General features: G+C 62.6%; 30 protein-coding genes. 9 read left to right on the plus strand and 21 right to left on the minus strand.

The window, feature by feature from the left end; translation table 11 throughout:
- Positions 1-7: 7 nt before the first annotated feature.
- Entirely contained in the window at positions 8-565 is a 558-nt protein-coding gene (gene petA, locus ACSYDV_RS16090) for a ubiquinol-cytochrome c reductase iron-sulfur subunit (RefSeq protein WP_438324841.1), read from the minus strand.
- A gap of 224 nt (positions 566-789) precedes the next feature.
- Between petA and ACSYDV_RS16095 the strand changes: the two genes are divergently transcribed.
- Together ACSYDV_RS16095 and hemF are read left to right on the plus strand one after the other, a co-directional pair.
- Positions 790-1,248: a tRNA (cytidine(34)-2'-O)-methyltransferase gene (locus tag ACSYDV_RS16095; RefSeq protein WP_438324842.1), complete on the plus strand. Its 459-nt coding sequence runs from the start codon at positions 790-792 to the stop codon at positions 1,246-1,248.
- Entirely contained in the window at positions 1,245-2,105 is an 861-nt protein-coding gene (gene hemF, locus ACSYDV_RS16100) for an oxygen-dependent coproporphyrinogen oxidase (RefSeq protein ID WP_438324843.1), read from the plus strand. The genes ACSYDV_RS16095 and hemF overlap by 4 nt, the downstream gene beginning before the upstream one ends.
- A 61-nt stretch (positions 2,106-2,166) precedes the next feature.
- On the opposite strand, the gene ACSYDV_RS16105 is transcribed toward hemF, so the two are convergent.
- Positions 2,167-3,021, minus strand: coding sequence for a hypothetical protein (locus tag ACSYDV_RS16105; RefSeq protein WP_438324844.1), 855 nt, complete (start codon positions 3,019-3,021; stop codon positions 2,167-2,169).
- Positions 3,022-3,067: 46 nt separating this feature from the next.
- A complete protein-coding gene (locus ACSYDV_RS16110) occupies positions 3,068-3,886 on the minus strand; it encodes a hypothetical protein (RefSeq protein ID WP_438324845.1) in 819 nt (272 codons plus the stop codon).
- A 131-nt stretch (positions 3,887-4,017) separates the two neighbouring features.
- Here ACSYDV_RS16110 and lipB point away from each other — a divergent pair, with 131 nt between their 5' ends.
- Together lipB and ACSYDV_RS16120 are read left to right on the plus strand one after the other, a co-directional pair.
- Positions 4,018-4,671: a lipoyl(octanoyl) transferase LipB gene (gene lipB, locus ACSYDV_RS16115; protein WP_438324846.1), complete on the plus strand. Its 654-nt coding sequence runs from the start codon at positions 4,018-4,020 to the stop codon at positions 4,669-4,671.
- A gap of 9 nt (positions 4,672-4,680) precedes the next feature.
- Positions 4,681-5,016, plus strand: coding sequence for a hypothetical protein (locus ACSYDV_RS16120; RefSeq protein WP_438324847.1), 336 nt, complete (start codon positions 4,681-4,683; stop codon positions 5,014-5,016).
- A 6-nt stretch (positions 5,017-5,022) separates the two neighbouring features.
- Here the strand turns inward: ACSYDV_RS16120 and queE are convergent, their stop codons facing one another.
- The 8 genes from queE to ACSYDV_RS16160 all read right to left on the minus strand — a co-directional run bounded on the left by queE (position 5,023) and on the right by ACSYDV_RS16160 (position 11,803).
- On the minus strand, positions 5,023-5,655 hold the full coding sequence (gene queE / locus ACSYDV_RS16125) for a 7-carboxy-7-deazaguanine synthase (protein WP_438324848.1): 633 nt from the start codon (positions 5,653-5,655) through the stop codon (positions 5,023-5,025).
- Between the two features lie 3 nt (positions 5,656-5,658).
- On the minus strand, positions 5,659-6,375 hold the full coding sequence (gene queC / locus ACSYDV_RS16130) for a 7-cyano-7-deazaguanine synthase QueC (protein WP_438324849.1): 717 nt from the start codon (positions 6,373-6,375) through the stop codon (positions 5,659-5,661).
- Positions 6,376-6,543: 168 nt separating this feature from the next.
- Positions 6,544-7,002, minus strand: a complete 459-nt coding sequence (locus ACSYDV_RS16135; protein WP_438324850.1) for a hypothetical protein — start codon at positions 7,000-7,002, stop codon at positions 6,544-6,546.
- 89 nt (positions 7,003-7,091) lie between these two features.
- Positions 7,092-8,006 carry an Hsp33 family molecular chaperone HslO gene (gene hslO / locus ACSYDV_RS16140; protein WP_438324851.1) on the minus strand — a complete coding sequence of 305 codons (915 nt, stop codon included), beginning with the start codon at positions 8,004-8,006 and terminating at the stop codon, positions 7,092-7,094.
- A 10-nt stretch (positions 8,007-8,016) separates the two neighbouring features.
- Positions 8,017-8,943, minus strand: coding sequence for an ornithine carbamoyltransferase (gene argF, locus ACSYDV_RS16145; RefSeq protein ID WP_438324852.1), 927 nt, complete (start codon positions 8,941-8,943; stop codon positions 8,017-8,019).
- On the minus strand, positions 8,940-10,127 hold the full coding sequence (locus tag ACSYDV_RS16150; RefSeq protein WP_438324853.1) for an aspartate aminotransferase family protein: 1,188 nt from the start codon (positions 10,125-10,127) through the stop codon (positions 8,940-8,942). Before ACSYDV_RS16150 ends, argF begins: the two co-directional genes overlap by 4 nt.
- 113 nt (positions 10,128-10,240) lie before the next feature.
- On the minus strand, positions 10,241-11,227 hold the full coding sequence (locus tag ACSYDV_RS16155; protein WP_438324854.1) for an LLM class flavin-dependent oxidoreductase: 987 nt from the start codon (positions 11,225-11,227) through the stop codon (positions 10,241-10,243).
- Positions 11,228-11,350: 123 nt separating this feature from the next.
- Positions 11,351-11,803, minus strand: a complete 453-nt coding sequence (locus tag ACSYDV_RS16160; protein WP_438324855.1) for an Lrp/AsnC family transcriptional regulator — start codon at positions 11,801-11,803, stop codon at positions 11,351-11,353.
- Between the two features lie 73 nt (positions 11,804-11,876).
- On the opposite strand from ACSYDV_RS16160, the gene ACSYDV_RS16165 reads away from it, so the two are divergent.
- The 3 genes from ACSYDV_RS16165 (at position 11,877) to ACSYDV_RS16175 (ending at position 14,079) form a co-directional block, all read left to right on the plus strand.
- Positions 11,877-12,467: a LysE family translocator gene (locus ACSYDV_RS16165; RefSeq protein ID WP_438324856.1), complete on the plus strand. Its 591-nt coding sequence runs from the start codon at positions 11,877-11,879 to the stop codon at positions 12,465-12,467.
- A 63-nt stretch (positions 12,468-12,530) separates the two neighbouring features.
- On the plus strand, positions 12,531-13,547 hold the full coding sequence (locus ACSYDV_RS16170) for an aldo/keto reductase (RefSeq protein ID WP_438324857.1): 1,017 nt from the start codon (positions 12,531-12,533) through the stop codon (positions 13,545-13,547).
- 64 nt (positions 13,548-13,611) lie between these two features.
- On the plus strand, positions 13,612-14,079 hold the full coding sequence (locus ACSYDV_RS16175) for a DUF411 domain-containing protein (protein WP_438324858.1): 468 nt from the start codon (positions 13,612-13,614) through the stop codon (positions 14,077-14,079).
- A gap of 43 nt (positions 14,080-14,122) precedes the next feature.
- Here ACSYDV_RS16175 and ACSYDV_RS16180 read toward each other — a convergent pair whose 3' ends face one another.
- Together ACSYDV_RS16180 and ACSYDV_RS16185 are read right to left on the minus strand one after the other, a co-directional pair.
- A complete protein-coding gene (locus ACSYDV_RS16180) occupies positions 14,123-14,992 on the minus strand; it encodes a dienelactone hydrolase family protein (RefSeq protein WP_438324859.1) in 870 nt (289 codons plus the stop codon).
- Positions 14,993-15,205: 213 nt separating this feature from the next.
- Positions 15,206-15,877 (minus strand): HAD family hydrolase, encoded by a 672-nt coding sequence (locus ACSYDV_RS16185; RefSeq protein WP_438324860.1) that lies wholly within the window; start codon positions 15,875-15,877, stop codon positions 15,206-15,208.
- Positions 15,878-15,946: 69 nt separating this feature from the next.
- Here ACSYDV_RS16185 and ACSYDV_RS16190 point away from each other — a divergent pair, with 69 nt between their 5' ends.
- Positions 15,947-16,135 (plus strand): hypothetical protein, encoded by a 189-nt coding sequence (locus ACSYDV_RS16190; RefSeq protein ID WP_438324861.1) that lies wholly within the window; start codon positions 15,947-15,949, stop codon positions 16,133-16,135.
- 4 nt (positions 16,136-16,139) lie between these two features.
- Here the strand turns inward: ACSYDV_RS16190 and ACSYDV_RS16195 are convergent, their stop codons facing one another.
- Genes ACSYDV_RS16195 through glmU form a run of 8 tightly spaced genes read right to left on the minus strand, consistent with a single transcriptional unit; the run spans position 16,140 to position 21,899 of the window.
- On the minus strand, positions 16,140-16,538 hold the full coding sequence (locus tag ACSYDV_RS16195) for a DUF6157 family protein (RefSeq protein ID WP_438324862.1): 399 nt from the start codon (positions 16,536-16,538) through the stop codon (positions 16,140-16,142).
- 4 nt (positions 16,539-16,542) lie between these two features.
- Positions 16,543-18,366, minus strand: a complete 1,824-nt coding sequence (glmS, locus tag ACSYDV_RS16200; RefSeq protein ID WP_438324863.1) for a glutamine--fructose-6-phosphate transaminase (isomerizing) — start codon at positions 18,364-18,366, stop codon at positions 16,543-16,545.
- A 17-nt stretch (positions 18,367-18,383) separates the two neighbouring features.
- A complete protein-coding gene (locus tag ACSYDV_RS16205) occupies positions 18,384-18,749 on the minus strand; it encodes a type II toxin-antitoxin system VapC family toxin (protein ID WP_438324864.1) in 366 nt (121 codons plus the stop codon).
- A gap of 3 nt (positions 18,750-18,752) precedes the next feature.
- Positions 18,753-18,998 carry a ribbon-helix-helix protein, CopG family gene (locus tag ACSYDV_RS16210; RefSeq protein ID WP_438324865.1) on the minus strand — a complete coding sequence of 82 codons (246 nt, stop codon included), beginning with the start codon at positions 18,996-18,998 and terminating at the stop codon, positions 18,753-18,755.
- 33 nt (positions 18,999-19,031) lie between these two features.
- A complete protein-coding gene (locus ACSYDV_RS16215; protein ID WP_438324866.1) occupies positions 19,032-19,346 on the minus strand; it encodes a hypothetical protein in 315 nt (104 codons plus the stop codon).
- A 30-nt stretch (positions 19,347-19,376) separates the two neighbouring features.
- On the minus strand, positions 19,377-20,000 hold the full coding sequence (locus ACSYDV_RS16220) for a Pr6Pr family membrane protein (RefSeq protein WP_438324867.1): 624 nt from the start codon (positions 19,998-20,000) through the stop codon (positions 19,377-19,379).
- A gap of 12 nt (positions 20,001-20,012) precedes the next feature.
- Positions 20,013-20,546: a GNAT family N-acetyltransferase gene (locus ACSYDV_RS16225; protein ID WP_438324868.1), complete on the minus strand. Its 534-nt coding sequence runs from the start codon at positions 20,544-20,546 to the stop codon at positions 20,013-20,015.
- Positions 20,547-20,549: 3 nt separating this feature from the next.
- Positions 20,550-21,899, minus strand: coding sequence for a bifunctional UDP-N-acetylglucosamine diphosphorylase/glucosamine-1-phosphate N-acetyltransferase GlmU (glmU, locus tag ACSYDV_RS16230; RefSeq protein WP_438324869.1), 1,350 nt, complete (start codon positions 21,897-21,899; stop codon positions 20,550-20,552).
- Between the two features lie 59 nt (positions 21,900-21,958).
- Here glmU and ACSYDV_RS16235 point away from each other — a divergent pair, with 59 nt between their 5' ends.
- Entirely contained in the window at positions 21,959-22,627 is a 669-nt protein-coding gene (locus tag ACSYDV_RS16235; RefSeq protein ID WP_438324870.1) for an HAD-IA family hydrolase, read from the plus strand.
- Positions 22,628-22,640 lie beyond the last annotated feature (13 nt).

Raw genomic sequence — 22,640 nt, forward strand, 5'->3', positions numbered from 1 at the left:
TCGCTCCTCAGCCGATCGTCACGACGGTGTCGCTGGTAAATTCATAGGGCGGCACAACCAGATTTGTGGGCGCCGGCCCCTTGCGAATGCGTGCTGCGGTATCATAATGCGAACCATGGCACGGGCAGAAATAGCCACCGAAGTCGCCGCGGTTCTCACCCTCGGCAGCACCAAGCGGCACGCAGCCTAAGTGAGTGCAGACGCCCAGCGTAATCAGCCAGTTTTCCTTACCGGGCTTGGTGCGATCATCAAGCGTTTGCGGATCGCGCAGATCGCCTAGCGGAACCTTCTTTGCTTCAGCGATTTCTGCCGCAACCAGATTGCGAACGAACACGGGCTGCTTACGCCAACTCGTCTTGATCGCCTGACCCGGCTGAATTGCGGAAATGTCGATTTCGGTCGACGACAGCGCAAGCACGTCGGCTGACGGGTTCATCTGGTTGACCAGCGGCAAGACAACAGTCGCAGCACCAACGCCCGCGAAACTCACTGCCGCAATATTGATGAAGTCCCGGCGCCGCACGCCATCTTCGATGCCGGCATTGAGTTCGGATTCACTAGCCATTCGACTGCCCTTGCATGGGTGAACTGACAAAGTTCTCGGAAAGTCGGACCGCCTGTATTGCGCACACACGAAAGCGACGCGTCCCGGCGGCCCCTCCGGGAATTGCGGGCCTGATAGCCGCACATCCAGGGCTTGCCAACAGTCAATTTCCCTTCTTTTTTCCGCAAAGCGATACAGCGGCGATACCCCTCGATTCCGCTTGGCGTAACAGCTATGGGGTCGCGATGGAAATTGCCCTGTTTCAGCCAGATATTGCGGGAAATGTTGGTACAACGCTGCGGACCGCCGCTTGTTTCGATGTGGCAGCGCATATCATCGAGCCCTGTGGCTTCCCTTTCTCCGATCACGCCCTCAAGCGGGCAGGCATGGACTATGCGGTACGCGCCAATGTCCGCCGTCACGCCGATTGGAACAGCTTTCACGCATCCATCATCGCTGCGGACCTTCGCCCGGTGCTGTTGACCACCGCAGGAGCGACTCCCCTGCCCGACTTTGTTTTCGCACCGAATGACATTCTTTTGCTCGGCGCAGAATCCACGGGCGTACCCGCTTATGTCCATGACGCTGCGGCGGCGCGGGTCGCAATTCCGATGCAGACGGGCTTTCGCTCCTTGAATGTCGCGGTGGCGGCTGGCATCGCGCTCGCCGAAGCTCTCAGACAGACGAAAGGCTTTCCGGCATGATTTCGCTCGATCCCCAGCAACAGGCTGCGCGCACGTGGTTCGAATCGCTGCGCGACCGAATCTGCGCCGAATTCGAGGCGATCGAAGCCGAGGCCGGAAGCGACGCGCGCTTTGCCTATACGCCGTGGGACCGCGAGGCCGACGGGCTTGATCCCGGTGCCGGCGGCGGCGGTGTGCGCGGCGTAATGACGGGCGAGGTTTTCGAAAAGGTCGGCGTCAATGTGTCGACCGTCGGCGGCCAGTTTGCGCCCGACTTCGCACAGTCCATTCACGGCGCGGCCGAAGATCCCAGCTTCTTTGCGACGGGAATCAGCCTGGTTGCGCATATGAAGAACCCGCACGTACCCGCGGTGCATATGAACACGCGCCTTCTCGTCACGACGAAGCGCTGGTTCGGTGGCGGCGCCGACCTCAACCCACCGCTTCCCTATGCCGAGGATACCGACGCATTCCATGCAAGGTTGCGCGCGGCCTGCGCCCCCTTTGGTCCCGACGTTTATGAGCGCTACGCCAAATGGGCCGACGATTATTTCTACATCCCGCATCGCGGCGTTCACCGCGGCGTCGGAGGTATTTTCTACGACCATCTCGAAGCGGACGACGACGCTGAGTTCGACCGCAACTTCCAGTTCACCCAGGCCGTCGGCGAGGCGTTTCTCGATATTTTCCCTCAGATCGTCCGGCGCCGGATGAATGAGCCCTATTCCGAGGCGCAGCGCGAAGAACAGCTTGTCTGGCGCGGGCGCTATGCCGAATTCAACCTCGTCTACGACCGCGGAACGCTGTTCGGGCTCAAGACCGGCGGCAATATCGATGCGATCTTGATGAGCCTGCCGCCACTCGCCAAATGGAGCTGAAACAGAAAGAGGGGCGCCCCGTTATTTGGACGCCCCCTTTCAGTCTGTCTCTGCGCGGCAGTCAGGCGAAAACTTCGTCCTGACTGCTTTGCCCCAAAGCGCGATAGATGCCCGCAGGAACCCCGACCTGCAAATAGGCCATCGGCACGGTAAAAAGCACTGCAGCGACGATGATGCCAATGATCGACGTGTCACTGGGAATACCGCCGCCAGCGAACATCGATACGCCGACGATCATCATCAGGATCATGGCGATGACGAAAAGCGCGATACCCAGCAGGACGAAATAGCCGACGATCTTCCACTGCGACGCCGCGGTCATCCGCCAGGATTCGCCTAGGCCGGTCAACACATTGAATGTCCGCCGGTCGGCCATCACCGGCCCGGTGCAGCTGAAACGCGCGGCAATCCAGGTCGCGAACAGCAGAAATAGCGGCATCACGAGCAAAAGAAGCATGCCGGTGCCGGCGATCGCAGCCTGACTGGGCTGCTCTCCCATCATCATCGGCATAAGCGCGCTGCCAAAGATCAGAAAAGCGATCAGTCCGAATATGATCACCACAACGAAGCTCAACAGCAGCACAGGCAAAGCCGCAATCAGGCCATAGCCCAGCGCCGAACCAAGCGTCTCGCCGCCCTGCGTCAGTCCGACCCGCCACGATGCAAAATAGCTGCCGGTCTGCAGAATATAATTGATCAGGCTGAGCAGGATTGCGAGCCCGCCCATCGCCATCATTCCCTCGCCCGTAGCAAAGCTCATTGGATCGGCCATGAGGGCACCGCCGCCAAGCGCGAATTGCAATATCAGGGGAACGACTATCCCAACCCCGATCAGGATGATGGCGTGATGGATGCCCTGTCCGGAGAAAAAGCCGGTCGCATAGGACCAGGCCTGACCAATGCTAATCCTGTTCATCGTCATTTCCCCCTTTGCGAAACAGCTTGCGGCAAGCGCCCTTCACTCATGAAAAAACATTTCCGCCATCGCGGACCACCAGTTGGCGATATGTCGCAGCGGCAATCGCCACCGATATGAGCCCACCGACGGCGGCAACGACGCCCTGGACCAATCCGGTCAATATCCGCCCGATCCCGTCGCTCGTTCCCGCCACGGCACCGACAACGCCGCCGACGAGCGCCGCGACGACGACGATCACCAGAGCAACCAGAAACATGAAAAGGAAAATCCGCCAGCCATTGTCTCGGGTCAGCGCCCAGCCCGCCTGAAGCGCGGCCACGGGGTTGCGCACTTCGCGGTCGGCGATCACCGGCGACACGACGGCAAGCCGTCCCCAGAAATAAGCGCTGAGACCCAGAAGCAAGATCAAGCCGATCAGCACAAGCAGCATGCCGACCGGCCCGCCGCTGGCAGCGATCCCGGGCATGAGGAGCAGCAGAGCACCAAGGCCGAGCGCGACGCCGAGGATCAATTGAACGGCGATCATCGTGGGGATCATCCTGATCGCGAAGAGCAACGCGTCGCCGACGCTGGTGCCCGATCGCGACAGCCACAATCGCAAGATACCAACCCCGCCGATCGCGGAAATGATGCTGACCAACAGTTGATAGGGAACCGTCTGCCCCGCATTTTCACGAAACGCCGCCATGACCTGTTCCAGACTCGCGCCGTCGGCGGGCGCTATGGGCGTCGGCCCAAACCAGCCGACCGCCAGCGTCGGCAAAAACAGGAAAACGGCGGCGATCGTGCCCGTCAGCGTGCTATGCGAGCGCAGCAAGACCTTGCTGTCATCCCAAGCTGCGCCCATGTCGAATTTCGGCATCAATACTCCATTTCCACCTGATGGTTACGCGCGGGAGCCTGACGCCCTTGATCGCGGTTGTCCAGCCTTGTGGAGCGATTCGGAGCAGCCGCTATTGCACTCGTTCGCTAGGGCAGGCAGGACGCGGCATCATGAGCCGTCTCCCGCCACCCGAATGGACCGTTTCGCCGGGCCTGACCGATTACCCGACCGCGCTCGCCGACATGGAAACGCGCGCCGCCGCGATCCACGCAGGTGCAGGCCGCGAGCGTATCTGGCTGATCGAGCACCCGCCACTCTATACGGCAGGCACAAGCGCAGATCCCGCCGAACTGCTCGATCCGCGCTTCCCCGTTTATGACGCCGGGCGCGGCGGCCGCTACACCTATCATGGCCCGGGCCAGCGGGTCGGCTATGTCCAGCTCGACCTCACGAAACGCGGCCGCGATGTGCGGGCCTATGTATCCGCACTGGAAGGCTGGGTGATCGACGCACTGGCAGAGCTGGGCGTCGAAGCGCGCCGCGCCGACGGCCGTATCGGCATCTGGACCGACGACCAGCAAGGCCGCGAGGCGAAGATCGGCGCGATCGGGGTGCGCGTGAAGCGCTGGGTCACGATGCACGGTTTTTCGCTGAACATCGCGCCTGACATGGCGCATTTCGGCGGCATCGTGCCGTGCGGGATCGCCGAATTCCCGGTCACCAGCCTCGCCGCGCTCGGCAAGGCCGCCAGCTTTGCCGACGTCGATACTGCATTGACGAATGCCCTGCCCGCCTTTCTCGACAAGCTTCAAGCGAAGGATTAGGAACGGCACATGACCCGCATCCTGTTCTCCTCACTCGTCCTTCTCTCGCTCGCGGCCTGCGGCAGCGGCGATCCCGCTGGCAAATCGACCGCCAAGCTCGACGCGGTCGAGGTTCAACCGGGTTCGATCAGCGATTCGATGATCATTCTCGACAATGCGGCAAGCGACGGCACGGCCGTTGATAACAATGTTCCGGACGACGGAACAAAGAAGGAAGCGTCAAAGTCCGGCGACGAGGCGGCCGAAAAAGGCGACGGGGCTGATGGAGAAGCGGCCGGCGATGCCGTCGCGGCTCCCGCCATTCAAAAAACCGTCGCCGACCCAGCCGCCAAAAAGGGCGAGTAAACGCGTTTAACGCAATCCCAGGCTCTTGTGCGCCTGTAACGACAGCCGCCAGCGCGGGTCTTCCATCACCAGATCGATGCAGCGCTGGACATTGTCCGCGGCATTCGGATCGTCGAGTGGCTGGACCAGCCGGTGCTCGAAATCCAATCCCGCGAGCCGTTCGACGTCACTACCGGGTTGCGGCCAGACGAGCTTGAGTTCGTCTCCGCTCAGCTGGACGAGCTCACCTCCTGCCTTCGGGCTGATGCAGATCCAGTCGATGCTACGCGGGACGGCGAGCGTACCGTTGGATTCAATCGCGACGGTAAACCCCTCGCGATGGAGCGCGTCGATCAGCGCGTCATCGACCTGAAGCATCGGCTCGCCCCCGGTCAGCACGACATAGCGGTCGTCGAAGGTTTCGCCCCAGTTTTCAGCGATCGTCTCCGCGAGCGTCGCCGCGTCGGCATATTTGCCGCCCAGCGTGCCGTCGGTGCCGACGAAATCGGTATCACAGAATTTGCACACGGCCTTCGCACGATCGACCTCGCGCCCCGTCCACAAATTGCATCCGGCAAAGCGGCAGAAAACCGCACGGCGCCCTGCCTGCGCGCCCTCGCCCTGCAGGGTCAGGAAAATCTCTTTGACGGCATAGGCCATCGATCAGGCCTCGGCCGCGTAGCGGGTCGGATCGACGATACCGGCGTCTGCGAAGCCCTTGCTCCGCAAACGACAGCTTTCGCAGAGGCCGCAATGCAGGCCATCGGGCGTCGGATCATAGCAGGACCAGCTCATCCCCGCGTCCATGCCCAGCCGCGCCGCCTCGGCCGCGATGTCGGCCTTGGTCATATATTGCAGCGGCGCGCGGATGCGGAAAGTGACGCCAATATCGCCATCGCGCGTCGCGAGCCGCGCCAGATCCTCGAACCCCGCGATGAAGTCGGGGCGGCAGTCGGGATAGCCCGAATAGTCGAGCGCATTGACCCCGATGACGATGTCCTGCGCCTGCCGCGCTTCGGCGAGCCCCAGCGTCAGCGACAGGAAGATCAGGTTGCGCGCCGGGACATAGGTGACCGGAATCTCGTCGCTCATGCCATTTTTCGGCACGTCGATATCGGCCGTCAGCGCCGAACCGCCGAAACGGCGCAGGTCGAGCGGCAGGACGATATGTTCGACCGCGCCAACGCTCTTCGCAATACGCGCCGCCGATTCCAGTTCAACGCGATGACGCTGATTATAGTCGATCGTCAGCGCGACGATCCGCGCGCCAGCTTCGCGCGCGAGGCCCGCGCAGACCATCGAGTCGAGCCCGCCCGACAAAAGAACGATCAGGGTTTTTCCGGAAATATCTTGCATGCGCGCCCGATACGCCTGCGCCAAAGACCGCGCAAGAGGTCGGCTGCTGCAGCGCACCAAAGAAACGGGCCGCACGACTTTGCCATGCGGCCCAGTTCGGCATCAGCCGTTCAGGGAGACGGACACACATCCATGTGTCACGCATCCGGTTTAGCCCGGAAGGGTTAACCGCAGCTTACCGATAGTTGGACCTCAGCAGCCGCCAGTCCGGCGGGCCTCGATCGACTGTGAAAAGGGTTTCCCGTCGGCGATTCCCTGCGTGTCGATCTGCACCAGGCGATTGGTTTCGCTGCGGATATTGGTGCGGCCGTGCCCCGCGCCGGGACAGGTATAATGCACTGTCACCGACGTCGGCGTATCCTCGATCACATAGCGCGAACAATTCGACCGTGGATGGTAGATCTGGATCATACGCCGCGCATCGCCGACGCAAATCGTCTGCAACACGGCGTCCTTGCCGCGCTCGCGCAGCTGCCAGCTTCCTTTTTCAAGTCGGTCGAGCATCGCCAGCGAGGGCGCCTGCGCGGGAACCGCTGGCGCAACGGCCAGCGCGCAAGCAGCCAAAGTCCATCGCATGAAAGGAGAGAAGATCGCCATTTCCACCTGTCCGTTGGTCGCCCGAAAGCGAACGAAATTGCGACCCTGTTTCACACAAGGTAGCAATCAGGTTGCGCGTTTTCAACCGCTTGGCGCCAAATTGCCTCGCCTTGTCGCCGACCGACCCGGCGGCGATGGCCCGGTCAGCCGTGGGTCGCGATTTCTTCCAATGGAATCGGGAATATGCGTGAGCAAAAGGCGCAATCGACGACGACGTTTCCGGCTTCGTCCGCCATGTTCTGCCGCTCCGCCTCCGGGAACTGCGCCAGCACACCCGCGAAATAGTCATTGCTGCACCGGCAGCCGCGCGAAAGCGTCACACCCGGCACGACGCGCACATCTTCTTCGTGGAACAGGCGCCATGCCAGCGTTTCGAGCGACGTCGCAGGATCGGTCAGCTCTTCGTCTTTCAGCGTCGTCGCAATCGTCCGCGCATGATCCCATTCGGGATGATCGTGACGCGCATGCAATCGGTCGCGGCCGACCTCCCCTTCGGGCAGATGCTGGAGCAGCAATCCGCCGGCGACACAGCCCGCTTCGGCATCATGGCGCGCGGCAAGTTTGAGCAGACTGGGAATTTGTTCGGATTGTTCGAAATAATGTTCGGCAGCGGTTCCGATCGACGATCCCTCCAGCGGCACGATGCCCTGATAGCGTTCGCCGCTGGTCGCCTGGTCGAAGGTGATCGCAAGAAAGCCTTCGCCGAACAGGGCGAACAATGTCGGGTCGGACCCGACCTCGGCCAACCGCTCGGCATCGAATTTCAGATAGCCGCGCAGCTCGCCGCCGCGATAGTCGCACACCAGCAATTCGATCGGGCCGCCGCCGGTTTGAGCCTGCAGCGTCAACTGCCCGCTTTCGTCCTTCAGTGTCGATCCCAGCAAAACCGTGAGCACCAGCGCTTCGGCAAGCAGCTTTTCGGCAACCGGCGGATAATTATGCGCCGCGATGATCGTATTCAAAACCGGCCCCAGCCGCACCAGTCGCCCGCGCACGTGACGCGCGGCGATGGTGAAGACCAGAGGCTGATCGAACCAGGTTTCGATGGTTTCGCTCACGATTATAGGCTCACAATTTTCCCAGCGCCCAAAGCAGGACGGATTTCTGCGCATGGACGCGGTTTTCGGCCTCGTCCCAAATGCGCGATTGCGGACCGTCCATGACAGCGTCCGTCACTTCGTCGCCGCGATGCGCGGGCAGGCAATGCAGGAACAGCGCATCGGACTTGGCCGCCGCCATCAGGCGCTCGTCGACCTGATAGGGCGCCATCGCCGCCAGCTTGTTATGCGCATGATCCTGTCCCATCGACACCCACGTATCGGTGACGACCATATCGGCGCCGGCGACGGCTTCGCGGGCGTCGCGAACGACGTCGATCCGTGCGCCTCTGGCGCGCGCGGCTTCGACGAACGCCGGGTCGGGATCATAGCCCTGCGGACAGCCCGCCCGGACGTTGAAACCGAAAAGCCCCGCCGCCTCGATCAACGACGAAAGGACATTATTCCCGTCGCCGAGCCATGCGAGTTCAAGCCCGGGCAGCGCCTTGCCATGTTCGACCATGGTGAGCAGGTCGGCGACGATCTGGCACGGATGCGACAGGTCGGTCAGGCCGTTGATCACCGGAACGGTTGCATAGGCAGCCATTTCCTCGATCTTGGCATGATCGTCGGTCCGGATCATGATCGCATCGACATAGCGCGACAACACGCGCGCCGTGTCCGCAATGGTCTCGCCGCGACCGAGCTGGCTCGTGCCCGCATCGATGATCATCGGCACGCCGCCAAGCTGGCGGATGCCGATGTCGAACGACGCGCGGGTCCGGGTCGAATTCTTCTCGAAAACCATCGCCAGCACATGGTCCGCGAGCGGCTTGTCGGCGTCGGGCTTTGCCTTCGGCCAACCCGCGCGCGCGGTCTTGCGGTCGATAGCATCGGCGAGCATCGCCGCGACCGCATCGCCGCCGGCGTCGGACAGGTTCAGAAAATGCCGCATCACGCTTCAGGAGGCGTGTAGCTCGCCGCGCCTGCCGACAGTTTCTCGATAAATTCGTCGATATGACCCTGCTCGATGTTGAGCGGCGGCAGAACGCGAACGACATTTTCGCCAGCTGCGACCGTCAACAGTCCGTGATTGTCGCGCAGATGCGCGACAAAGGCACGGCTGTCCGACGTCAGCTTGAGGCCGAGCATCAGGCCCATGCCGCGAACGCTTTCGAACAAATTGTCATGGTTCGGGATCAGCTGTTCGAGCGCGCCGCGCAGCCGCTCGCCGGTCGCCTTGACCGACGCGAGAAAGCCTTCTTCCAGCACGACGTCGAGCACCGCCTGCCCCGCCGCCATCGCGAGCGGATTGCCGCCATAGGTCGAGCCGTGGGTTCCGATCACCATGCCGCGCGCCGCCTTTTCGGTGGCGAGGCAGGCACCCATCGGAAAGCCGCCGCCAATACCCTTGGCGCTCGCCAGAATGTCCGGAACGACGCCGAATTCTTCATAGGCATAGAGCGAGCCGGTGCGTGCAACGCCGCACTGGACTTCGTCGAACACCAGCATCAGGTCGCGCTTGTCGCATATATCGCGCAGCGCCTGAAGGAAGGGCTGCGACGCGGGGCGGATGCCGCCTTCACCCTGGATCGGTTCGATCAGGAAGCCGGCGGTATTGTCATCGACCAGATCGAGCGCGGCGTTGAGATCATCGAACGGCGCATAGGCGAAGCCGGGCAGCAACGGGTCGAAACCCTTGCGCAGCTTTTCCTGATTGGTCGCCGAAATCGTCCCCAGCGTGCGCCCGTGGAACGCATTGTTGAAGGTGATGAGGTTATGCTTTTCGGCGTTGCCCGCGCTCGAATGATAAGCGCGCGCCGTCTTGATCGCGCATTCGACCGCCTCGGCGCCCGAGTTGGTGAAGAAGACGGTGTCGGCAAAAGTGTTTTCGACCAGCCGCGCCGCATAGGCTTCGCCCTGCGGGCTGCCGTAAAGGTTCGACACATGGATCAGCGTCGCGGCCTGTTCCTGAATAGCCTTGGTCAGATGCGGGTGACCGTGTCCGAGCAGATTCACCGCGATACCGCTGGCGAAATCCAGATAGCGCTCGCCTCGTTCGCCGAACAGATATGCGCCTTCACCGCGGACCGGACGTACTGCGCACCGGGGGTAAACGGGCATCAGCGGCGTGATCGACATGACAGGCACCTTTCAGACTTCAAACGAAAGTAAAAAGGCGACCCCTTGTGGGCCGCCCTTGGTCGGAGCGACCCTATACCGCCGCTGCCCGATCCGCGTCAACATAAGGGGCGCTAGAGCCCCCGTGCGGCCTCGATCGTCAGCGCAAGCGAATGTTTGCGCGCGGCATGATCGTACATCGACGAGGCGACGATCACTTCATCGACCCCGGTCCGCGCGACAAAAGCCTTCAGCCCCGCCGCAACATCGTCGACCGTTCCGGTAACCGAGCATTGCAGCACATGGTCGAGGATCGCCTTTGCATTGGGCGGCAGACTGTCCTTATAGCCCGCGAGCGGCGGCTTCATCCGCCCCGGATTTCCGGTGCGCAGCGCGACGAACGCCTGTTGCTGGGTCGAGGCGAGCAGTTCGGCCTCTTCGCGGCTGCCGGCAGCGAAGACATTGAAGGCGGCAGCAGCATAGGGCTCGGCCAATTGCGCCGACGGCTTGAACTGACGGCGATAGATGTCGAGCGCTTCGTCGAGCGCATCCGGCGCGAAGTGGCTGGCGAAAGCATAGGGCAGCCCGAGCATCGCCGCGAGCTGCGCGCCGAACAGACTCGATCCCAATATCCAGAGAGGGACGTTCGTCCCCTCACCCGGCACCGCACGGATGCCAAGGCGGTCGTCGCCGGCAAGAAAGGCCTGAAGCTCGACGACATCCTGCGGAAACTGCCGCTCGTCGCTCGCAAGATTGCGGCGCAGAGCGCGGGCGACCACGCCATCCGAACCCGGGGCGCGACCGAGCCCCAGATCGACGCGTCCGGGGAACAGCGCCTCGAGCGTCCCGAACTGTTCGGCGATCACCATCGGGGCATGGTTGGGCAGCATGATGCCTCCCGCGCCGATGCGGATCGTCGAGGTTGCCTGACCGATATGCGCCAGCACCACCGACGTTGCGGCGCTGGCAATGCCGGTCATGCCGTGATGTTCGGCGACCCAGAAGCGATGATAGCCGAGCGTTTCGGCGTGTTTCGCGAGATCTGCGGCATTGGCGAGGGATTGGGAGATCGTACCGGTGTCGGTCACGGGGACGAGGTCGAGGAAGGAAAGTTTCGTCATGCAACGGATATGCGGTTGCGGTCGCGAAGGTTCAAGGCACCATCGTCGCCTTCGCGAAGGGAAGCCACCGGAGATGTTGCGCAAGGCCGATGGCGGCCCCCGCCTTCGCGGGGGCGACGGATATCAGGCCCGTTCGTCCTTCGGCGAATCCATCAGGACATAGGTGGTGATCGCGTTGACCTGCGGCAACACACCCAGCACCTCGGTATGGAAATGCTTATAGGCCGCAAGGTCCGCCGCCTCGACGCGAAGCAGATATTCGATTGCGCCGGTGGTGTTGTGGCATTCGCGCACTTCGGGGGCGACCGCCATTGCGGCTTCAAAACCTTCCTGCGCATCCTTTGTGTGGCTCGACAGGCCGATCGTCACATAGGCGATGAAGGTGGCGCCGGTCTTGGCGGGGTCGATGCGCGCGCGATATCCCTTGATCACGCCGCTGCGTTCGAGTTCCTGCACCCGGCGCAGGCACGCCGACGGCGACAGGCCGACGCGATCGGCGAGTTCGATGTTCGAGATTCGCCCGTCCTGCGACAGCTCACGCAATATCTTGCGGCCAATGGCATCAATATCCGTCATAGATTGCACAGCATAGCTTTTGCACAGGCACATTTGCAACACGCCGTTGCCAAAACAGCATTATATTGCGCGGATGAACCAGACCACGCTTCTTGCGCTCTCCGCCTTTGCCCTCGTCTCGTCGATCACGCCGGGGCCGAACAATCTGATGCTGATGTCGTCGGGCGCCAATTTCGGCCTGCGCCGGACGGTGCCGCACGCGCTGGGGGTCGGGATCGGCTTCACGCTGATGATCATCTTGGTCGGCGTTGGCCTGATGGGATTGTTCGACCTGTTCCCGATACTCAACACCGTGCTGAAGGTGGTGAGCGTCGTCTATCTTCTGTGGCTCGCATGGAAGATCGCCAACGCGGCGGCGCCCGACACTTCGGGCAGCAGCGGCGGCAAGCCGATGACGTTTATGCAGGCGGTGCTTTTCCAGTGGGTCAATCCCAAGGCCTGGTCGATGGCGCTGACCGCGATCGCGCTTTATGCGCCCGACCGCAACATCGCTGCAGTGCTGCTCGTCGCAGTCGTGTTCGGGATCATCAACCTGCCCTCGACCAGCCTGTGGGCGGTAATGGGGCAGCTCTTGGGCGGCTGGTTGTCGAGCCCCGCGCGGCTGCGGGTCTTCAACTGGACGATGGCGGCTTTGCTGGTGGGGTCGCTGGCATTGCTCATCTGATTGCAAGGTTGCAACGCGCAACCTATGCACGGCACTTCCCTTTCCTGACCGGAGCGAAGAGCCATGAAGAACCGCCGCCTGGGTAAAAGCGCCATCCATGTGTCCGATATCTGCATGGGGACGATGACCTTCGGCAGTCAGACTGACGAAGCGACCGCCTTTCGCGTGCTGGACCGCTGTTTCGACGCCGGGATCAATTTCTATGACACCGCCGAGGGCTATCCCGTGCCGCCCGACATCAAATGGGTGGGCCGCACCGAGGAGATCGTCGGCCGCTGGATGAAGACCAAGAATCGCGATGCGATCATCCTCGCGACCAAAGTATCGGGGTCGAGCGAACTCTGGTTCAGATCGCCGTGCCGCGGCGGGATGACCGCGCTCGATCGCCACAATATCATGAAGGCGATCGACGACAGCCTGACGCGGCTTCAGACCGACTATATCGACCTCTACCAGACCCACTGGCCCGACCCCGGCGCACCCTATGAAGAGGTGATGGACGTGCTCGACGAACTGGTTCGTGCCGGCAAGGTCCGCATATTGGGCTGTTCGAACGAAACGAGCTGGGGCCTGATGAAATCGCTCGCGGCATCGGACACGCTGGGTACCGCACGCTATCAGACGATCCAGAATAATTTCAGCCTGAACAACCGCCGTTTCGAGGATGAATTGAAGCAGGTGTGCCGGCAGGAAGGCGTCAGCCTGATCCCCTATTCGCCGCTCGCCGGCGGGGTGTTGTCGGGCAAATATCAGGGCGGCGCGATCCCCGACGGTGCGCGCTTCTCGAAATATCTGAAGATGGAGGGGCGGCAGCGGGAGATGGGCCTCCGCTTCGTCAACGAACGCAGCCTGGCCGCGACCGAACGCTATCTGGCGATCGCCGAAGAAGCCGGGCTGCACCCGGTGACCATGGCGACCGCATGGTCGAAGCAGCATGATTTCGTCGCCTCGACCATCGTCGGGGTCAGCGCCGACGATCAGCTCGATCCGATCCTCGCCGCCGCCGATCTGGTGCTGGACCGCGATGTAATGACGGCGCTCCACCGGGTCAGCCGCGACATCCTCTATCCGATGGGCTGACGCGCTGGCACTCTGCGCCCGCCCCCGGCCCTATCCTGACCCGTCTTTCAAAAAGGAAACCTGCATGTCCCCCACCCGCCGCGCCCTTCTCGCTTTTGCCGCTTTGACCGGGGCCGTCAGCGCCGCGCATGCCGCCAGTCCGACGATGTTTCGCGATGCGGGCTGCGGATGCTGCCTCAAATGGCTGGAACAGGTGAAGGCGTCGTTCGGGCAGAAGGCGGTCGTCATCAATTCGCCCGACATGACCGCGATAAAGGACAAGCAGGGCGTGCCCGAAGCCCTGCGTTCGTGCCACACCGTCCTCGTCGGCGGTTATGTGATCGAGGGGCATGTTCCGGCGAAGGAAATTGCCCGGCTGCTGCGCGAAAAGCCCAAGGGGGTGAAGGGTCTCGCGGTTGGCGGCATGCCGATCGGATCGCCCGGGATGGAGCATGGCGACCACCGCGAAGCCTATCAGGTCATCAGCTTTGGCCCCGGCGGGCAGCGCGTTTATGCCAGCTATGCGGCGAGCGGCGGCGCGCACGCACACTGAGCGCGGCGCCGCCGTCCTGCCCCGCGCTTAGAGACCCCCGCGCCTAGAGGCTGGCCTTGAACAGGTCGAGCATCCGGGCCCATGCCTTTTCGGCTGCTGCTTCATTATAGACGCGGCCGTCGGGCGGGCACCAGCCGTGCATCGTTCCCGCATAAACCTCGACCTCGTGCCACTGCTTGCGGGGTTCGAGGACCGCCTTGAGCAGCGTCTTTTCATTTGGCGTTTTCTGATCATCATCCTCTGCGATTGCAAAGAGATAACCGGCGTTGGTGCCAGGGATCAGCAAGTGCGGGCTGTCGGGCTTGTCGGTACCGACCCCGCCGCCGTGGAAACTCGCCGCCGCGCCGACGCGATCGGGCTTCAGCGCCGCGGTGAAGATCGTCATCGCGCCGCCCATGCAATAGCCGCTGGTGCCGATCTTGCGCGTCGTATCGACCTCCGGCTGCGCGTCGAGAAAGGCGAGATGCGCGCTGGCGTCGGTATCGACGAGCGTCTTGCTCAGCTGTTTCAGATAGCCGAACAGCCGCTCGCGCACCGGCGGATCGTTGAAATCGCTCGTCGCGGTTACGACGGGCGATTTTTCCCAGCGGTAGAAGGGATTGACGCAGAGAACCGCATAGCCCTCGCCCGCCAGCCGGTCGGCCATCTGGCGGAAGGCGGGCCGGAGCCCGCGGATGTCGGGCCAGATCAGCACGGCGGGATGTTTGCCGGTCGCGGGCGCGACGAAATAGGCGTCGGCGGTGCCGTCGGCGGTTTTGATCGTGACGTCGCGGCCCTTCACCGGCTTACCGGCCATCGCATGGGCGGGAAGTGAGGCAGCAAGTACGCCCGCGCCCGCGAGTGCAGTGAAGCTGCGGCGCGCGACGGGCATGCCTGCACGGTCGCGTTCGGCTTCGGTATTTTCATCGCACATGGGGGCTCTCCTTGGACGGGGTGGAATATGGAAAATGGCTAAAAACTAGGCAACTTCATTCGGGATTCGCGTGTCGGGCGGATCGCTGCACCGACCCAACCGACATGGCGCGCAACAGCGCGAAGAATGTGGAGAGGCGGGACTGCTGGCATGGAGCGAAGCTAACGCAGCCGCCTGTTGCAGGACAGGAATTTTTCGATCCCCTCCCCATCGCTACGCGACAGGGGGGATCAGGCTGGCGACGTCATCGTAGGTCAGCGCCACATGATGCACCCCGACACCGCGCAATATTTCGCCATGCGCTGCGCGGTCGAGGACATGCCCCGCTCCGCAGAAACCGATCACCGTCATCCCAGCAGCAAGCGCGGCGCGCGCGCCGGTCGGTGAATCCTCGATCGCAAGACACGCCGCCGGATCGGCGCCAAGGCCTTTCGCCGCGGCGAGATAGATATCGGGATACGGCTTGCCGCGATCCCAGCCGTCGGCGCTGTAGACATGCTCGCCGAAATGATGCGCAAGGCTGAAACGATCCAGCGACGCGGCGATATAGACGGGGCTGCTCGACGAGGCGATGGCGCGCGGGCGGGTGCCGAGCGTGTCCAGAAATTCGGGCGCGCCCGGGACCGGTGCAAAACCGTCGGCGAACATCCTGATCGCGCGTTCGCGGTGTTGCTCGCGGAAATCGACGGGCAACGGCCCACCCAGACGCGCGATGATGCGGCGTTCGGTTTCCTGCCAGTTATGCCCGCAATAGTCGCGCAAACAATCTTCGTAACTGGTGGGCATCCCGATCGCGGTCAGGCTTTCGGCGAGCGTCTTGTTCGCGCGCACCTCGCTGTCGGCGACGACGCCGTCGAAATCGAAAATGATCGCGGCGAAACTCACAAAAATGCGCCCCGTTTATGCATATGCAACATCTTGGGCCCAAAGGGTCGGGTGGCAGGAGAGCATTTCATGAAGTTCATTTCCCTTACCTCGCGCGGCGGAAACTATCTGGTCGTCGCGGAGAATGTCGCCTGGCTCCGTGCCTATGAAAATGGTCAGACGCAAGTCGGCATGGTCGGCGGCGCGCCGCTGCTCGTCGCGGGCGATCTGGAGGATATTGCGGCGTCGATCCTGGCTCAGGTGAACGGGGCGGAGTAACCTCCTAAGCCCGCTTCGTGCGCACGGCTGGCCTGGTTTTGACATTCTGATCACCGATCAGCCGATCATACTCGGCCGTACCCACCGCATAGATGGCGATGCGTCCTTCGGCATCATGGTGGATGCCCCAGCCGAACTGCTTGGGCAGCGGCGAAACGCGCAGGCAGGCCTTAGGCTTCGAGAAATATTCCACCCGCGTTTCGGCGGTGTCGGGTAAGCCATTTTTTGCAACATGCACCGCATAGAGCAGGTCGTCGCTGGTCAACACATAGGGTCGATCGTACAGCAGCGCATAGTGACGCCCGGCGATGCTGTCGGGCTTGGGTGGAACCATGCCCGCCTGCGCTATGCTGTCGGGCGCGATCGATATGAAGGTCGAATGATAGTTGGTGGTGTGCAACACGCCATCACTCCACCGTCACCGACTTCGCCAGATTGCGCGGCTGATCGACGTCGGTGCCCTTCGCGACCGCGACATGATAGGCGAGCAGTTGCACAGGCACGGCATAGACCAGCGGCGCGATCAGCGGGTGGACCTTGGGCATTTCGATCGTCGCCATGCAACCGTCGCCGGCATCGGCAAGACCCTCTGCGTCGCTGATCAGCACGACCTTGCCGCCGCGCGCCATGACTTCCTGCATATTGCTGACGGTCTTTTCGAACAGCGGCCCCGAAGGCGCGAGGACGATCACCGGGACGGCTTCGTCGATCAGCGCGATCGGGCCGTGCTTCATTTCACCCGACGCATAGCCTTCGGCATGGATATAGCTGATTTCCTTAAGTTTTAATGCCCCCTCTAGCGCGAGAGGATAGTCGGGACCGCGGCCCAGATACAGCACATCGCGCGCCGGGGCGACGAGATGCGCCATCGCCGCGATTTCCTCGTCATGCGCCAGCGCGGCGTTGAGCGCGGCGGGCGCTTCGATCAGATGTTTGACGATCTCGCGTTCCTGCGCGGCATCGAGCTTACCCTTCTTCAGCGCGAGATGTGCTGCGAGCGCGGCGAGAACCGCGAGCTGGCAGGTGAAGGCCTTGGTCGAGGCGACGCCGATTTCGGGACCGGCGTGGGTCGGGAGCAGCAAATCGGCCTCACGCGCCATGCTGCTGGTCGGCACATTGACCACGACCGCGATCGTCTGACCATTTGCCTTGCAATGGCGCAGCGCCGCGAGCGTGTCGGCTGTTTCGCCCGACTGCGAGATGAAGAGCGCCAGCCCGCCGGGTTGCAGCACCGGGTCGCGATAACGGAACTCCGACGCCACATCGATGTCGACGGGGACGCGCGCAAAGGTTTCGAACCAGTATTTGGCGACCATCCCCGCGTAAAAGCTGGTGCCGCACGCGACGATAGTGATGCGGTCGATCTTGCTCAGGTCGAAATCCATCTGCGGCAGCGCAACCGTCTGTTCGAGCGGACGGATGTAGGAGGAGAGCGTCTGCGCGACGACGGTCGGCTGCTCGAAAATCTCCTTCTGCATGAAGTGGCGATAATTGCCCTTTTCGATCGTCGCGGCGGTGAGGCCCGACGTCGTAACTTCGCGCGTCACAGGATTGTTTTCACTATCGAAAATCTGCGCACCGTCGCGCGTGATGACGACCCAGTCGCCCTCGTCCAGATAGGAGATCTTTTGCGTCAGCGGCGCGAGCGCGAGCGCGTCGCTGCCGAGATAGGTTTCACCCTCGCCATAGCCGACGACCAGCGGCGAGCCGAGGCGCGCGCCGATCAGCATGTCGGGATGGCTGCGAAAAGCGATGGCGAGCGCGAAGGCCCCGCGCAGCTGGGGCAGTACGGCCTTCACGGCGTCCTGCGGCGACAGGCCCGCCTCGACCTGTTCGCTGACAAGATGCGCGACGACCTCTGTATCGGTTTCGCTTTCGAACTTGCGGCCGCGCGCGGTCAGCGCTTCGCGGAGCGGCTTGAAATTCTCGATAATGCCATTGTGGACCAGCGCGACCTCGCCCGTCGCATGGGGGTGCGCGTTGCTGGTCGTGGGCGCGCCGTGGGTCGCCCAGCGGGTGTGCGCGATGCCGATCAGACCGGACGCGGGATTGCCCGCGAGTTCCTTCACCAGATTGTTCAGCTTGCCCTCGGCGCGGCGGCGGATCAGCTGTCCGTCCTGAACGGTGCAGACGCCCGCGCTGTCATAGCCGCGATATTCCATGCGCTTCAGGCCCTCGACCAGCCGGTCCGCGACTTGGGTTATGCCGACAATTCCGATAATTCCGCACATGTGGTCAGGCTTTCGTCTTAGAGCGTGTAAGGGACGCGGATACCCGGCAAATTGGCCGGAAAATCCTTTGTATTTCGTGTAATCAGGATGGCGCCATTTACCTGAGCCGTCGCGAGAATATAGGCGTCCATCAGCTTCATTTTCGACCGGAATCGAATATCGGCAGCGGTCAAAGCGATGCGAGCATCAATCTCGACCACTTCGAACGGCGACAATATCCCTTGTATGACGTCGCGTTTTTCGAGCGGTTCGCCCGCCAGAATCTCGGTCCACACGATGCGGCTGATCCGATGGCGCGGATAGCGCGACAGTTCAGCAATGGCCTGCGGGCGACCCCACAACCAATCGATCAGAATATTGGTGTCGAAAAAAGGGTCCGCCACGACTCAAAGTTCTTCGTATGGCGTGCGGTCTTCGCGCAAAGTCCGCTGATATTCCACGGCATCGCCGATATCGGCACGACCTTTCCAATAGCCTGCGCCGCGCGCAATCCAGTCCTTATTGTCCGCATTATGGACGAGATAGAGCTTTACCGCATCGCGGATGGCCGCCGCACGCGAGCGCTTGGACTTCGCCGCGAGCGCGTCGAGTTTCTCAAGATCGTCGTCGGGAATGTCGGTCAGGATTCGCATAGAGGGACACTGATATCATGTCGTGATATCATTTCAAGCCCGCTGGAGGTTCCGATCGACGAAGATCATTGCGAACTGCACCGGATCGGCAGCCTGGCCATTGCCCGCCTCGAACCGCGCCTTGCCGTCTTCCCAGATTTGCCGGATCTGCGCGGGAAGTTCGGGGGTGAATTTCATCTGCTGTTCGACGATCTGCGTCCAGCTGCCGGTCGTGCTGAAGCTCTGATGAAGCTGCGGCTCCATCGCCTTGCAATAATCCGCAGTCGGCGTGTCGAGATGGCCGATCGCGTTCAGCACCCAAGCGTCGACAAAGCGCAGGAAGGGCTTGTCGGTGTAGCGGTCGGTCAATTCATATCTCCATCATCATGGCCGGTGGCCTTAGATGGGTTTGCCCTGCCAGCGTGCAAGCCCCTTGTCGATGGCGACGAACAGCGCGGCGATGCCGGACAGCGCGGCGAGGAGCAGGATGACGTTGCGCAGAAACTCGGGGAGTGTCAGCGTGGCGGGATCGAGGAAATAATAAGCGTACCAGCCGTCGAACGCGCCGCGAGCGAGCGCGTAGAGGAAATAGAGGAGACCGGGAACCAGCGCCCAGACGATATCGCGCCACTGCAGCGTCCCGTCGCGCGTGGCAAACCAGAAGAAGAGGAACAGCAGCGGTGTGGCGTCATGGAGCGCATGATTGGCGACGGCATCCCAGCCGTCGAGCTGCAAAAGATGGCGCAGCGCCAGCGAGAAAGTGATGCCGACGAGGAGGATCGTCACCAGCGTTGCAAACCGCATCCGCGCCGAGGCGAGCCGGTGATGCGGCGCCAGCGCGGCGATACTCGCAACGACGGCGACGAGCAGGTTGGTGAGAATGGTGAAGAAGCCGATGAAACGCCAGATCGCCGCGGTGGTCGATTGCCCCGTTTCCGCAAATTGCCCGACCAGCAGGATGAGTTGCAGCACCAGTCCGAACCAGGCAGTTGCTGCCGTGATCGTCGCCAATATTCTCCCCATCGCCGCCCCTTTTTACTGCACCGTTTGCCACTCGCTCTGCAACAGCCCGAAAATCAGCGAATCGCGCACGCCGATGTGCGTTTCCCATTCGCTGCGCAAATAGCCTTCGCGCTGGAAGCCCAGCCATTCGAGGAGGCCGATCGAGCCCGTATTTTCGGGATCGGTGTCGGCAAAGATGCGGCGCAGTTTCTGCTCGGCAAAACCATATTCGATCACCCGCGCGACGGCTTCGCGCGCGATGCCGCCGCGCCATTGGTCGCGGTGCAGGATATAGCCGATTTCTTTCACCGCGGGCTTGCCGTCGATCAGGATTACCCAGCCGAGTGCCACATCGTCGCCAGCGGTGATCGCCCAGCATTCAAAGCCCTGCCCCTCGGCCGCGTTGCTTTTGACATATTCGGCTGTCTCGGCGAGCGACTGGTGCGGTCCGCTCGACCACCAGATCATCACCTCCGGGTCGGACAGCACCGGGAACAGAGCCTCGGCGTCATCCTCGCGGAGTTGGCGCAGCACAAGGCGTTCGGTGGTCAGCGTCGGCACAGGCATGTTTTATTTCCCTGCCTTTTTCTTGCGCATCGCGTCGTGGAAGCGATCGGCCCAGCCGGGCTTGATCAGCTGCTCGCCGCGCACGAGGCGCAGTTCGCCATCGGCGACGTCGCGCGTCACCGCGCTGCCCGCGGCAACGATCGCGTCGCGGCCGATCTTCACCGGTGCGACGAGCGCGCTGTTCGATCCGATGAAGGCGTTTTCGCCGATCACCGTCGGATATTTGAAATAGCCGTCATAGTTGCAGGTGATCGTCCCCGCGCCGATGTTCGCACGCGCGCCGACGGTTACGTCGCCCAGATAGGTCAGGTGGTTCGCCTTGGCGCCCTTGCCTAGATGCGCCTTTTTTGTTTCGACGAAATTGCCGATCTTCGCCTTTTCCTCCAGCACCGTACCGGGACGCAGGCGCGCGAAGGGGCCGATTTCGCAGCCCGAGGCGATGATCGCGCCCTCGATATGGCTGTTGGCGCGGATCTTCACATCGTCGGCGACGGTCACGCCGGGTCCGAAAAAGACATTGGGTTCGATCGTCACGTCGCGGCCAAGCTGGGTGTCCCACGCGAACCAGACGGTGTCGGGGGCGATCAGGCTGGCGCCGTCGGCCATCGCCTGCATACGGCGCGCGGCCTGCCAGCCATATTCGGCGCCAGCCAATTCGCTTCGACTGTTGATGCCCTGAACCTCTTCCTGGTCGGTCAGGATCATCGCGCAAGGCTGTCCATCGACGATGGCAAGGTTGACGATATCGACGAGGTAGAATTCCTTCGCGGCATTATCGTCAGTCACGCGCGCCAATAACGGGAACAAATCCTGCGATCTTACCGCCATCAGGCCCGAGTTGCAGATTTGGCAGCCGCGTTCTTCTTCGGTTGCGTCCTTATATTCGACCATTTTGACGATCTGGCCGTCGTCTCTTGCGATGACCCGGCCATAGTGATGCGGATAATGTGTGTGGAAAGCGAGAACAACGACGGTCGGCTGGTCGTCGGCATGCAGCCTTTCGATCATCTCTTGCATGGTGTCGGCCGAAACGAAGGGTACGTCGCCATAGAGGATCAGCACATCGCCATTAAAGCCCGCGAGCGCCCCTTCCCCCTGCTGCACCGCATGGCCCGTGCCAAGCTGCGGCTCCTGCACCGCGAGGTCGGCGGTGCCCGCCAGCGCGGCTTCGAGCTGGTCGGCCTTGTCGCCGACGATCACGACCTTTTTCGCGGGGTTCAGTTCGTCGACGTTTGCCATCAGATGCAGCAGCATCGGCCGCCCCGCGATCGGGTGCAGCACCTTGTGGAGGTCGGACTTCATGCGGGTGCCTTTGCCCGCGGCGAGGATGATGGCGGCGATGGGATTGCTCATATCGCGTGCCATGCCAGCAAATCATTGCGGTTTCCAGAGCATCGCGCCATGCGCGGTGCATGAATGATTTCCCCTTCCGCATCATCGGCTTCGATCTCGACGGCACGCTGGTCGACAGCCTGGGCGACCTCACCGCCGCACTCAACCATGCGCTGGGGCTGGCCGGACGGCCGCCGGTCGTCGCGAACGAAGTGCGCGCGATGGTCGGGCTGGGCGCGCGGCACATGCTGGAGCGCGGACTGGCGGCGGGCGGCGCAGTCGGGGAGGATGAATTCCAGCGGATCTACGACGCGCTGCTCGTCTATTATGAAGCCCATATCGCGGTGTACAGCCGCCCCTACCCCGGCCTGACCGCCGCGCTCGACCGGCTCGACGCGCTGGGGGTAAAAGCCGCGGTCGTCACCAACAAGGTCGAGCGGCTGGCGCGGCCATTGCTCGGCGAACTCGGGCTTGCCGACCGCATGGCGACGATCATCGGCGGCGACACGATGGGACCGGGCAACGCCAAGCCCTCGCCCGCACCGATCCACGCGATGATCGAGCGATGCGGCGGCGGGCGGGCAGTGTTCGTCGGCGACAGCATTTACGACATCATGGCCGCGAAAAATGCCGGCGTGACGAGCATCGCGGTCAGTTTCGGTTTCCCGAACCAGCCGGTGGAGGAACTGGGCGCCGACCATGTGATCGACCATTATGACGAGCTGATCCCGCTGCTCGAACGGCTTTAGCCCCCGCCGCCCT

The sequence above is a fragment of the Sphingopyxis selenitireducens genome (assembly GCF_051550705.1).
Taxonomy (GTDB): Bacteria; Pseudomonadota; Alphaproteobacteria; order Sphingomonadales; family Sphingomonadaceae; genus Sphingopyxis.